The sequence below is a fragment of the Lutibacter sp. genome, assembly GCF_046055765.1.
Taxonomy (GTDB): Bacteria; Bacteroidota; Bacteroidia; order Flavobacteriales; family Flavobacteriaceae; genus Lutibacter.
On sequence record NZ_JASFZF010000080.1, the window covers coordinates 1 to 12,423 of the forward strand.

The 12,423-nt window shown below is 28.9% G+C and carries 12 protein-coding genes and 1 tRNA gene; 3 read left to right on the forward strand and 10 right to left on the reverse strand.

The genetic code is table 11. The features are described from left to right. Positions 1-86: 86 nt before the first annotated feature. Positions 87-168, reverse strand: a tRNA-Leu gene (locus tag QM495_RS08165). A gap of 151 nt (positions 169-319) precedes the next feature. Between QM495_RS08165 and QM495_RS08170 the strand changes: the two genes are divergently transcribed. From QM495_RS08170 to pth, 3 genes are all read left to right on the forward strand, one after another. Then, the gene (locus QM495_RS08170; protein WP_408671616.1) at positions 320-1,261 is read left to right on the forward strand and encodes a ribose-phosphate pyrophosphokinase; all 942 of its coding nucleotides are present in this window, start codon (positions 320-322) and stop codon (positions 1,259-1,261) included. A 23-nt stretch (positions 1,262-1,284) separates the two neighbouring features. Further along, complete coding sequence (locus tag QM495_RS08175) at positions 1,285-1,923, forward strand: 50S ribosomal protein L25/general stress protein Ctc (RefSeq protein WP_408671617.1); 639 nt, start codon at positions 1,285-1,287, stop codon at positions 1,921-1,923. Between the two features lie 158 nt (positions 1,924-2,081). Further along, a complete protein-coding gene (pth, locus tag QM495_RS08180) occupies positions 2,082-2,648 on the forward strand; it encodes an aminoacyl-tRNA hydrolase (protein WP_408671618.1) in 567 nt (188 codons plus the stop codon). Between the two features lie 4 nt (positions 2,649-2,652). On the opposite strand, the gene QM495_RS08185 is transcribed toward pth, so the two are convergent. The 9 genes from QM495_RS08185 to QM495_RS08225 form a co-directional block, all read right to left on the reverse strand. Beyond that, positions 2,653-3,102: a 6-pyruvoyl trahydropterin synthase family protein gene (locus QM495_RS08185; protein ID WP_408671619.1), complete on the reverse strand. Its 450-nt coding sequence runs from the start codon at positions 3,100-3,102 to the stop codon at positions 2,653-2,655. Between the two features lie 15 nt (positions 3,103-3,117). After that, entirely contained in the window at positions 3,118-3,300 is a 183-nt protein-coding gene (locus tag QM495_RS08190; RefSeq protein WP_408671620.1) for a hypothetical protein, read from the reverse strand. A gap of 3 nt (positions 3,301-3,303) precedes the next feature. Next, on the reverse strand, positions 3,304-4,059 hold the full coding sequence (locus QM495_RS08195; RefSeq protein ID WP_408671621.1) for an enoyl-CoA hydratase/isomerase family protein: 756 nt from the start codon (positions 4,057-4,059) through the stop codon (positions 3,304-3,306). Between the two features lie 11 nt (positions 4,060-4,070). Then, on the reverse strand, positions 4,071-5,405 hold the full coding sequence (locus tag QM495_RS08200) for an MATE family efflux transporter (RefSeq protein WP_408671622.1): 1,335 nt from the start codon (positions 5,403-5,405) through the stop codon (positions 4,071-4,073). Continuing rightward, on the reverse strand, positions 5,398-5,904 hold the full coding sequence (locus QM495_RS08205) for a GNAT family N-acetyltransferase (protein WP_408671623.1): 507 nt from the start codon (positions 5,902-5,904) through the stop codon (positions 5,398-5,400). Before QM495_RS08205 ends, QM495_RS08200 begins: the two co-directional genes overlap by 8 nt. A gap of 8 nt (positions 5,905-5,912) precedes the next feature. After that, positions 5,913-6,761: an alpha/beta hydrolase family protein gene (locus QM495_RS08210; protein WP_408671624.1), complete on the reverse strand. Its 849-nt coding sequence runs from the start codon at positions 6,759-6,761 to the stop codon at positions 5,913-5,915. Positions 6,762-6,770: 9 nt separating this feature from the next. Then, a complete protein-coding gene (locus QM495_RS08215; protein WP_408671625.1) occupies positions 6,771-9,512 on the reverse strand; it encodes a PD-(D/E)XK nuclease family protein in 2,742 nt (913 codons plus the stop codon). A 113-nt stretch (positions 9,513-9,625) separates the two neighbouring features. Continuing rightward, on the reverse strand, positions 9,626-10,990 hold the full coding sequence (locus tag QM495_RS08220) for an OmpA family protein (protein ID WP_408671626.1): 1,365 nt from the start codon (positions 10,988-10,990) through the stop codon (positions 9,626-9,628). Between the two features lie 198 nt (positions 10,991-11,188). Next, a partial coding sequence (locus QM495_RS08225; RefSeq protein WP_408671627.1) for an OmpA family protein occupies positions 11,189-12,423 on the reverse strand: 1,235 nt, incomplete at its 5' end.

Genomic DNA, 12,423 nt, shown 5'->3' on the forward strand with positions numbered 1-12,423 from the left:
AAGGAGTGTGAAATACACTTCTTTATTTTTTTAATTTACTTTTTCTAAAGTAAAAAAGCTGAAACATTAATGTTTCAGCTTTTAAGTACCTCGAGCGGGAATCGAACCCGCACTCCCGAAAGAACTGGATTTTGAATCCAGCGCGTCTACCAGTTCCGCCATCGAGGCAAAATTGTAATTTGGAATGCAAATTTAAGAATTATTTTTTTCTAAATGATAAAAACTTCACTAAGTTATACTATAACCGTTTAAATAATTTTAAATTTGCACTCAACAAACAACAACACAAAAAAAATCAACTAATTAACACAACTAAAAAATGGAGAGTCCTTATCTAAAACCTAAAATTTTTGCTTGCTCACAAAGTAAAGAATTAGCTGAAAATATTGCCAAACTCTACGGCTCAAAACTTGGGAATGTAGTAGTAACCAGATTTAGTGATGGTGAATTTCAACCCGCTTTTGCAGAATCTGTTAGAGGTAGACGAGTTTTTATTATTGGATCTACATTTCCAAGTTCAGATAATTTAATGGAAATGTTATTAATGTTAGATGCTGCTAAAAGAGCTTCAGCTCGTCATATTACAGCTGTTATTCCGTATTTTGGTTGGGCAAGACAAGATAGAAAAGATAAACCTCGTGTAGCAATTGGAGCTAAATTAGTCGCAAACTTATTGCAAACTGCTGGTGCTACAAGAATTATGACAATGGATTTGCACGCAGATCAAATTCAAGGTTTTTTTGAAAAACCTGTTGATCATCTGTTTGCTTCAACAATTTTTTTACCATATATTCATCAATTAAAGTTAGAAAACTTAACAATTGCTTCACCTGATATGGGAGGTTCAAAGCGTGCGTATGCATATTCAAAATTTTTAGAAAGTGAAGTAGTAATTTGTTATAAACAACGTTTAAAAGCTAATATAATTTCCACAATGGAATTAATTGGTGATGTAAAAGATCGTCATGTTATTTTAGTTGACGATATGATTGACACAGGAGGAACACTTGCTAAAGCAGCAGATTTAATGATAGAAAAAGGAGCATTAAGTGTACGTGCAATTTGCACGCATCCAATACTTTCAGGAGAAGCCTACGAGCGTATTGAAAACTCTAAATTGTTAGAGTTAATAGTTTCTGATACAATCCCTTTAAAAAGAGAAAGTTCTAAAATAAAAGTTGTAACTTGCGCGCCTTTGTTTGCGGATGTTATGCATAAAGTACAAGATAACACTTCAATAAGCGGACAATTTTTAATGTAAATAATTAATAAATAGATAAATAAATGAAATCAATTACAATCTCAGGATCTCAAAGAGAAAGCGTGGGTAAAGTGTCAACTAAAGCCTTACGTAATGCTGGAAAGGTACCTTGCGTATTATACGGAGGGGATAAACCATTACACTTTTCAGCGGATGAAACTTCATTCAAAAAATTAGTGTATACAGCAAACGTTTATACTGCTACGATTGAAATAGAAGGAACTAAGTATCATGCAATTTTACAAGATATTCAGTTTCACCCTGTTACTGACAAAATTTTACACATTGATTTTTACCAATTATTTGATGATAAAATGGTAACTATGAATATTCCTGTAAGATTAGTTGGTAGTTCTCCAGGTGTTATAAATGGGGGTTCTTTAAGTTTTCCTATGCGTAAATTAAGTGTAAGAGCGTTACCTGCTGACTTGCCAGACTTTATTAATGCTGATATTTCTAAATTAAGAATTGGTACTAAATTAATAGTTTCTGAATTAGCAGATGATAGATTTTCTATCATACACCCAGAAAATTCTGTTGTTGTACAAGTTAGAACCGCTCGTGCAGCTATTGAAGAAGAAGAGGAAGAAGAAGGTGAAGAAGGAGCAACTGAAGAAGGAGCAACTGAAGAAGGAGCAACTGAAGAAACTGCTACAGAATAATCCATTCTTACATAAAACAATAATAAAAGCGTTGCTATTTGCAACGCTTTTTCTTTTAAAAAGAACAACAATCTTTTTATTACTTTTGCTAAATGCAATTGTTTCAGTTTATAAAACTTCAATTTAAATCTAAAAACAAAACTACAACAGCTAATTCTATGAAAAAATTCTTAATTGTTGGTTTAGGAAATATTGGTGAAAAATACAATAACACGCGCCATAACATTGGGTTTAAAATTTTAGATGAATTAGCTTCAAATGAAGAAATTAAGTTTGAAAGTGTAAAATTAGGAAGTATTGCTAAATTTAGGTTTAAAGGAAGAACATTTATTTTATTAAAACCCTCAACTTTTATGAATTTAAGTGGTAAATCTGTAAAATACTGGTTAACAAAAGAGAAAATTCCTTCAGAGAATTTATTGGTTATTTGCGATGATTTAAATTTAAATTTTGGCGCAATTAGGGTAAAAGCAAAAGGAAGTGATGGTGGCCATAATGGATTAAAAGATATCAACGGAATTTTACAAACTCAAAAATATGCTCGTTTTAGATTTGGTGTTGGTTCTGAATTTTCGAAAGGGCGTCAATCTAATTTTGTGCTAGGAGAATGGGATGACGATGAATATAAACTACTTCCTGAGCGATTAGAAACTTCGTGTAAATTAATAAAATCATTTGGCACTGCTGGTTTAAACAATACCATGAATACTTTTAACGGAACTTAATCAATTACTGATCTGAAGCATACCATTCGGCATTTGAAGTTCCAGTTTCTTGTAATTTTAAAGAGTGTAATTGGATAGTTTTAGGTAAATTATTTTTAATTTTCTCTGCAAAATCTATCAACATCATTTCACTAGTTGGTTGATAATCTACCAAAATAACATTATGGCCTCTTTTTTCTAATTCATTTGCTAATTCTATATGAGGTGTATTTTTATTAAATACGGTAGCGTGATCAAATTTATCAACTATTTCAGAAGCTACAATTTTTTTTAAATCTCCAAAATCTATAACCATTCCAAACTTTACATTGGTTGAATCACTTATTGGTGTTCCAATTACGGTAACAGATAGTTTGTAACTATGCCCATGCACATTTTTACATTTACCATCGTAACCATACAATGCATGACCAGTTTCAAAATAAAATTGTTTTGTTATTCTAATATTACTCATTTGTTTCTAACTAAATTAATCGTCTAAATCTTTTCTGTTTTTCGCTTTATAATATATAAAATATGCTACTAAAGCAAGAACTACAAATGGTATATAGGCGGCAATTGCAACTCCAATTTCATATCTATTATCAGGAGCATTCTTAATTTTTTCTTCAATATTTACTTGTTGTAAAACTGCTATAAAAGTTGCTAACATTTATTATTTCTTAAATTTTTGTAATGCTTTTTTTGTGAATTCAGAAAGGACTAATCTTCCGCTAATTTCAGCTCGTTCATCTAATAATATATCCCAATTCTGAGTACCTTCCCATAAAATTATTTTCATTTCTTTTAAAGCTTCAATATTGTACCTAGAAAGTTTATTGGCTAAAATATCAACTTCCAAATCAAGCTCTTTTATAGTTTCAAAAACTTTAGCATACAAACCTTTTCCTTTTGCCCAATAAGCATTTTGCCAACTTGTAGCATCTAAAGTAAGTTCACTTAAAGCAGCTAATCCTATTTTTCTTGTAACTACTGGTTCAATTACAAATGGACCTATACCAATTGTAAGTTCTGATAATTTTATGGAAGCTTGTTCTGTAGCGAAACAATAATCGCAAGCTGCAGCTAAACCAATACCGCCTCCAATAGCTTTTCCTTGAATACGTCCAATAATTAATTTTGAACAGTTTCTCATAGCATTTATTACATTGGCAAACCCTAAAAAGAATTGCTTTCCTTCTTTAATATTTGAAATAGCTACTAATTCATTCAATGAAGCACCAGCACAAAAAGTCTTTTCTCCTTCGCTTTTTAAAATAATAACATGAACATCATTATTGCAACTTAATTCATTTAGTGAAGCTGTTAATCTGCTCAACAACTCACTTGGAAAAGAATTGCTTGCTGGGTGGCTAAACTCAATAGTTGCAATCTTATTTTGAATATGTGTGTATAAACTTCCGTTACTCATAATGCGTAAAGTTACGCGTTTTTATGTAAATATTTTTGTCTAAATTTTACAATTAAAATTCCAGCTCTTAATACCATCCAAACAGTAAAAGCTATCCAAATAGCATATAACTTTAAATTGAAATAATCTCCAATTAAAAGTACGGGTAAAAATCCAAAAAAAGTAGCAATTAAAAGTAAATTTCTTAAGATAACTGCTTCCGCAAGTCCCTTAAAAATTCCATCAAAAACAAAGGCTACAGCATTAATTGGTTGCATAATTAATACAATCCAAAAAATACTATAAAAAGAATCTAATACTAGTATTTCCTTCGAAAAAAGAGCACCAATTGGATAATAAAAAAGAGCACAAATTACCACAAGTATTAGTGAAATAATTATTGAATATCTACTTAATTTGATACTCAATCTCCACATTTTCTTATAATTTTTTTCACCTAATAATTTACCTGAAACTATGTTTCCAACACTTGCATAACCATCAATAAAAAAGGCAAAAAATAACCAAATTTGAAAAGCAATTGTTTGTGCTGCAATATAATTATCTCCATATTTTGTAGCATACGAATTTGCTAAATACAAGGCAACATTTAAAGCGACTGCTCTTATAATTAAGTTAAAACTAATAGCTAATAAGTTTTTAATTTCTTTATTGAAAGGAAAAGTAAGTTTTAAACTAAATGGTGTTTTTTTTACTATTAAAACAAGCGCTAAAATAGCCATAACTGCTTGTGAAATTACACTTGCCCAAGCTGCACCTTTTACATTCATTGGATTGATAAAACCTTCAATTCCATAAACTAACGCAAAATCTAAACCGATGTTTAAAACAGCACCAACAATACTAATTACCATAGGCCAAAATGTATTTTGAAGTCCTCTAAAAACGCCAAATGATGAAAATACAAACAACGTTAATGGAAAACCTATAGCGCGAATTTTAAAATAGTCAACAGCGTAATTTAAAATAAGTCCATCTGCATTGTATAATTTAAAAATTTCATTGGCAAAAAATACGGTAGTCACATAAATTATGATACTTAAAAGTAAATTAATAGCAATAATTTGAGCGGGTAATGTGGCAATTTCATCTAATTTTTTTGCACCTAAATATTTGGAAATAGTAGCTGAAATTGCTGAACGTGTTTGAGCTAATATCCACACTAAGGCCGAAATAAATGAACCTGCAATACCAACTGCAGCTAATGCTTCAGTAGGATTTATTTGAATATTCCCAACAATGGCTGTGTCTGTAATTGAAAGTAGCGGCTCTGCAATTCCCGATATAATTGCCGGAATGGCTAATTTATTAATTCCTTTAAAAGTTATGTTTGATTTTTTATACATCTAAAACTTTTTCATAACAAAAAAATGGAAACTCACTTTGGTTTGGAAAATAAATTGTTTCTAGCTTCGTGTAATTACGTTTTTTATAAAAAATTTGATTTCTTTTATTCTTACTAAATGTATCTAGCCTAATTGATTTGTAGTTATTTTTAAATGCGTAATTTTCGGTAAAATCCATTAATTTTTGAGCAAATCCTTGTCCTTGAAAATTTGGGTGAATAGCTAAACGATGAATGTATAGATTTTTGTAATTTTTAGTTAACCACTTCACCTTTAGGTATTCTTTATCTTCAACTTCAGTTAATACAATTAATCCAACAATAATTTCATTTACTTGTAATTTCCATATTTGTTGCAATTCAATATCTTTCTTTAATATTTCTTTAGATGGATAGTTTTCATTCCATTGAAAAATATTATTTTCAATCATATATTTTGCATAACTTTTTGTAATTAAATATAATTGTTCTAAATCTAATATTGAAGCCTTTACAATCATTCTAACTGTTATTTCTGAAAAATAAAATCAATGCTATGTTTAACTGCTTTTTTTAAATAAATTGGCATTGTAGAATTTTTATAAGGTTGTGAACATCCTAAAGGGTGATTCATTTCTTCAATAAAAATAAGTTCACTCTTAGGATTCCATGCGTGCAAATTTTTAGCCTCAATTGGTAATACTACTTCATCCTTTTCCCCTTGAATAATTAAATGTGGAATTTTTAATTTCCCAACAGCATTTTTTATTGTTAAACGACTTTCATTTTCTTTAAAGTTTTGATAAAACTCATATAAGTGTGGCATTTTTTGATTTGTTCTTGAATTCAAAATATATGAAATACCTTGTTTTTTCCAAGCTATTAACTGTTCTCCTTTTGGAAACCTAGCTCCAAAATCTGAAACTCCAGCCCAAGAAATAAGCTTCGTTATTTTTTTATTTTCTGATGCTTTAATTGTTGCTATTCCACCTCCTCGTGAGTGTCCAATTAATATTATATTTTCTGTATTAATTTCATTTTTATAATCTGGGTTATTTAACACCCATTCAACAACATCATCTAAATCATTTAATTCTTTAATAAAGTTATTTTGACCAAAAGCTTCTAAATCAGGAAAATCAATTGGGTTTTCAATGGTGCCTCCATTATGAGAAAAATTAAACTTTACAAAAAAAAATGACTTTTTAGCAAAAAATTTTGCTGCTAAATTCCAAGCTCCCCAGTCTTTGTAGCCTTTATAACCATGGCAAAATATAACAATTGGCTTTTTTATATTATTTTTTATAAAAAATACATCTGTCACAATTGGTTTTGAATGACACGTACTTTTTACTATTTCGTTTTTAATTATTCGCATAAATTTTATTTAAAATGGTAAGTTTATATTTTCTATAAATGGTTTTTTCACATCTAAAATTTCACGTATTAAATTTTTAATTTCAAGCATAAAATCTTGTATTCTTTCCTTAGAAACTTCATTATCTACTCCTCTATATTTATCAGAAAAGTTCATTTTTAAAAATCCCGAATTTAAATTTTTAAATGAAATAACACCACTTTCTAACGGTAAAATTACTTTTTTAATTTTTGATGAGTATAGGTAGGAATACAACATAACTTGCATTGCTTTTGTGTATTTATAATCATCTTTCATCACGGTAAAATCTACCATTTTTAATTGCTTAGCTTCAACTTTACCTGTTTTATAATCAATAATTCTAGTAACACCATCTAATTCATCAATTCTGTCAACAATTCCATGTATTCTTATAGGAAATTTAACATCTTCAATTTTTATTTCAGCTGCTAATTTTTCTTCTAAAGCTATAATTTTTAATTGTTTATTTTGTGTTAGTAATTTCAGTTCTTGCATTAAAAAACGATTAATGTGGTTTTTACTAACCTCAAAAATTAACTTATTTTTACCCGTTTCTATATTACCTTTTAGATAGTGTTTTTCAAAATATTTTATAAGCAACGTATTGCATTTTTTTTGCATTTCAACAATACTCTCTTTCTTTAAAAATTTTCCAACATAAGGTTTGTATAAATCTTCTAGAACATCATGTATTACGGAGCCCATTGTATTTGCAGCAATGGTTTCCTCAACTTCATTATCATCTTTTATACCTAACACTTTTTGTTCATAAAAAGAAATTGGATTATAAATATACGTTGTTAATGCTGATGGCGAAATTCCTTTAATAAACACTTCTTTTAATTTTTCTAAAACTATTGGAGTTTTTTCAATTTGAAGTAAAGAAACCTCTGAGTGTTGAACTTTAGGACTAATAATTGTTTTTGTAATGTTTGGATTATTAATTTCAATCTGTGTCAAAAATCTACTCTTTTCTCCTGATCCATAACTATCTGATTCTGTATTATAAATTAGAAATATATTTTTTGATCGCTGTAATAATCGTTGAAAATGATAGGAAAAAATTGCATCTTTTTCTTGATGGGTTGGTAGTTCAAAATGTTTTTTTACATCAAAAGGTATAAATGAAAAATCGTTCTTTCCAGCTGGTAAAATTCCTTCATTAACCGATGTTATAATTACGGTTTCAAAATCTAAAACTCTAGTTTCTAGCATTCCCATTAATTGTAAACCTTTCAATGGTTCACCTTGAAAAGATAGCTTTTCATTTTGTAAAATTTGTTTATAAAATAAGGTAAGCGTTTTTAAATTTGTAATATGTTTATACTTTAAATTTAATGTTTCTAATTGCTGAAAAATAGTATAAAAACGAAATAAATATTCTTTTTCAATTCCAACAGTAAATTCTTTTAATTTACTTATTAAAGTAGTGCATTGTTTAATAATAACATTCATATCTGTTGAAAATTCAAACAATGAAAACAATAATGAAAGTTCTTTTACTTCTTCAGAAGAAATAGATTTTTTAAATGTTTTTACACTTAAAAATATACTATTCTCACTTTTTATTTTATTGCTGATTTTTTGAAGAATTTCAGCATATAATTTATTTAAAAAAGGATCATTTAAAACATTTAAAACATCTTTATAATAAAACTCGTGATTATTAACTTTATTAAATTTTTGTTGATTTAAATGTAATTTAAATAGCTTATCAAACAAATTTGCTATTGGAATATCTTTTAATGCATATCCCATAGTAATATTAATATTTTTTACATTATTTGGAAGAGAATTTAACGTAAGGTTAAGTAAATTTTCGTCAGCTAATACCAAGGCTGTTTTGTTAAAATTTTTTAATTTAGAAATGATTTCTCCCGTATATTTTATTTGCGTGTTATTTTTCGGCGCACCTATTAAATTTATATTTTTATTTAATAAATTTTCATTATCTACCCATAAAAGAGGGTTCTTTTTATAGTAAACCCATTCGCTCTTATATTTTCTTAAAAAAACACCTGCTTCATTAGAACTGCTTAATATAGTTTCATTTACATCCCAATAAGCTGAAGCTATGTTATTGTTTAATAATTCTTGAAAAATATATTCTTCAGCTTTATTAAGCGCATTAAACCCAACAAACACAATATGATTATCTATATTATTTTTTATGTAAAATTCTAAATTTTTTGTTGCTTCTTTATAAATAAAACCCTGATACCCAAATTTGTTACTTTTAAGGCTTTTGTTAAGCTCATTATATAAAATATGTAAATACTCGAAAAATTGTAAGTAATTAATTGCTAATTGGCTAGGTTTTTTATCTTGAAACCATTCTTCTAAACGTTTGACATCTCTTAAACTTGTAAAAAAATATTCCGAGTTTACTAAATAGCTGTCAATTTCATTAAAATCATGTAATGCGATTGTTGCCCATTGCGAAAAAGCATCAAAAGACTCTATATTTTCTTTTGGTATATTTTGTTTATAAACGCTATAAAATTCGAAAAGTAGTTGTGTGTTATTAATTAAATTAATATCGCTAATTTCTTGAATATAATTTTCAATACTAATAATTTTAGGTAAAAAAGATGCTGTTGGTAATTGCTTTAAAATTTCTTCTTTTAAAAAAACACAAGAACGCTGACTAGGAAGTACAAATATTAAATTTTTATACTTTTTTTGTTTCTTAAATATATCTTTAACAACTCTTGAAATAAATGAATTCATATAACTTTTTTAATTCTATAAAAATAAAAAAACCATTCACAAATGAATGGTTTTTTATAATTAAAATATCTTAGTCTAATAATCTAAAATTATTGACTTAAAATTAAACTAGTTTAGTTAACTAATTTCACTTCAACTCTTCTGTTTTGAGATCTACCAGATCTTGTATTATTAGAAGCTATTGGCATATCTTCACCAAATCCTTTAGCAGTTAAATTACTAGCAGAAACACCTTTAGAAACTAAATAATCTTTTACTGCATTTGCTCTACTCTCAGATAATTCTTGGTTACGTGCTTTACTTCCTGTACTATCAGTATGACCTGAAATGCTAAATTTAGCAGTTGAGTATTTAGTCATAATTCCAGAAGCCAAATCTAACTTAGACATGGTTTCAGTTTTAAATGAATTTTTACCTGAATCAAAATAAACAGTTTTAAATAACTCTTCTAATTTAGCTACTTCAACTTGAGTAATTTGTGGACAACCATTGTTAGATGCAGGACCTGCTTCATTTACACAATTATCATCTTTATCTAAAACGCCATCACTATCAGTATCTGGCCAAGGACATCCTTTATTTTCAATTGGACCAGCAACTTGTGGACAACTATCATTTTTATCTACAACACCATCTCCATCTGTATCAGGACAACCATTATTTGCTTTTGTTCCTTTAGCATTTGGACAAGCATCATCTTTATCTGCAATTCCATCTTCATCAGCATCTGGACAACCATTTAATGCTGCTAAACCTGCAGTATTAGGACAGTCATCTTTAGAATCAATTACACCATCACTATCTGAATCTGGACAACCTTTGAATTCAGCTAAACCGAATACTTCTGGACAAGCATCAAATTTATCATATACACCATCACCATCTGTATCGTTTCCACCAAATTTAAATACTACACCTATAGAATGTTGAAAATGTTGTACAATACTACTTTCAAAAGAATGTTTGTATTTTGATTCAAGATTCATTCCTAAATTATCTGAGAACCAAAAGTTGATTCCTAAACCTGCATTAAAAGTACTTGTTCCTAAATTATCTAGCCAAGTGTAACCACCTCCAACAGATGCATAAGGATTAAACCAAGATGTATCTCCAATTACTTTATTAAGATCATACTTTAAAGCTCCGTCTAAGCCGTAGTAAGACATTTCACTTGTTGTGTTATCTCCTACTTTAGTTATTTTGTTTAACGATCCGGCAGCTTCGAAACTAAAACCGTCTGCTAAATATCTACTTACAGTAAATTTGCTAACTGAAGGAAGAATGTTGTAATGATCTGTTGTATTAATAAATTCATCAAACCAAGCTCCATGACCTTCAAGGCCTGCATTTGTTGGGTAAAAATCTACCGCATTTACAGCTATACCTACTGCCCAAGGATTATTTTCATCTTGTGCATTTACATTGCTGAAACCAGTAATTAGTAATAAAGCCAATAAGGCTACATTTAAATGTTTCATTTTTAAAAATTTTAATTTAATGTTCTTTTTTGCAAAAATAAGCGCTCTAGCCTAAATTCATCAACAAAAATACAAAATTATCTTAGATTTATTGTCTTTTATATTTTTATACCTTCCATTTTTGGATTCTAAAGTAAAATATCAATAAAAAAAGCCAACTTGTAAGTTGGCTTTTTTTATTGAAATACTGAATTTTAATTACTTAATTTCTTTAATTTCAACTCTTCTATTATTTAATCTTCCTGCTTTTGTAGCATTCGTATCAATTGGTGTTGATTCTCCAAAACCTTTAGTTGATAATCTAGCTGCATCTACACCTTTACTTATTAAATATTCTTTAACTGCATTGGCTCTAGCATTTGATAAAGTCATATTCCTAGCTTCTGAACCTGTACTATCTGTATGACCATCTACTGCAAATTTAAACTGTAAAGCATAATCTTGGTTTAAAAGAACTGCTACTTCATCTAAAATCTCAATTACACCTGGTTTAAACGAGAATTTCCCTGTGTCAAAATTAATTCCTTTTGATGCTTCATCCACTGTTTTTTGATCTATGAAATTGTCTGGACAACCATCGTTAGAGGCTGGTCCTGGAACTGTAATACATTTATCTAAAATATCAATTACACCATCACCATCATTATCAATATAAGGACAACCACTATTAGGTTCTGGTCCAAATACATCTGGACACTTATCTTCTGCATCTGTCACACCATCACCATCTTTATCTGGACAACCATTAAGCTCTACTAAACCTGGAATCTCAGGACAAGCGTCTTCTCTATCTTCTACTCCATCTCCATCTGTGTCAGGACAACCATTAAATTCTAATAACCCTGCTACTTCTCCACACTCATCACAACAATCTTTAACACCATCATCATCTGCATCATTATCTGGACATCCATTAAATTCAGCTAAACCAGCAATTCTAGGACACGCATCATCTCTATCTCTAATTCCATCCCCATCAGTATCAGAATTACCAAATCTCCAAGCTAAACCAATTGAATGTTGATACATTTCAAAATCAATTGGAGTATTCACTTTTCTATATTCACTTCTAATAGTCATTCCAATATTATCATTAAACCAAGCATTAAACCCTAAACCTAATTTAAATCCTAAACCATCTTCACTAGCTAAAAAATTTTGTCCTATACCTGTATATAAAAATGGGTCAAACCATTTTGTATCTCCAAATGCATTATTTAAATCATATCTTACATTCATATCTATAGCAAAAAATGTAGCTTCAGCACCAGTACCCCAAGGTCTATTAACTTTATTACCTGAAGCTGCAAGCTCTAAGCTAAATCCTTTTCCAATATATCTTCCTAAAGAAGCATAAGGTAAAAATTCTCCTGAATCTCCATCTTTAATATCAATGTAATTTGCTCCAAAAGTTGTCATCCAAGGATTTCCTT

What these genes read in the sequence shown, in the direction of transcription:
- QM495_RS08170 (WP_408671616.1), top strand. Translation starts at nt 320, where the DNA reads ATGGAGAGTCCTTATCTAAAACCTAAAATTTTTGCTTGCTCACAAAGT.
- QM495_RS08175 (WP_408671617.1), top strand. Translation starts at nt 1,285, where the DNA reads ATGAAATCAATTACAATCTCAGGATCTCAAAGAGAAAGCGTGGGTAAA.
- pth (WP_408671618.1), top strand. Translation starts at nt 2,082, where the DNA reads ATGAAAAAATTCTTAATTGTTGGTTTAGGAAATATTGGTGAAAAATAC.
- QM495_RS08185 (WP_408671619.1), bottom strand. Translation starts at nt 3,102, where the DNA reads ATGAGTAATATTAGAATAACAAAACAATTTTATTTTGAAACTGGTCAT.
- QM495_RS08190 (WP_408671620.1), bottom strand. Translation starts at nt 3,300, where the DNA reads ATGTTAGCAACTTTTATAGCAGTTTTACAACAAGTAAATATTGAAGAA.
- QM495_RS08195 (WP_408671621.1), bottom strand. Translation starts at nt 4,059, where the DNA reads ATGAGTAACGGAAGTTTATACACACATATTCAAAATAAGATTGCAACT.
- QM495_RS08200 (WP_408671622.1), bottom strand. Translation starts at nt 5,405, where the DNA reads ATGTATAAAAAATCAAACATAACTTTTAAAGGAATTAATAAATTAGCC.
- QM495_RS08205 (WP_408671623.1), bottom strand. Translation starts at nt 5,904, where the DNA reads ATGATTGTAAAGGCTTCAATATTAGATTTAGAACAATTATATTTAATT.
- QM495_RS08210 (WP_408671624.1), bottom strand. Translation starts at nt 6,761, where the DNA reads ATGCGAATAATTAAAAACGAAATAGTAAAAAGTACGTGTCATTCAAAA.
- QM495_RS08215 (WP_408671625.1), bottom strand. Translation starts at nt 9,512, where the DNA reads ATGAATTCATTTATTTCAAGAGTTGTTAAAGATATATTTAAGAAACAA.
- QM495_RS08220 (WP_408671626.1), bottom strand. Translation starts at nt 10,990, where the DNA reads ATGAAACATTTAAATGTAGCCTTATTGGCTTTATTACTAATTACTGGT.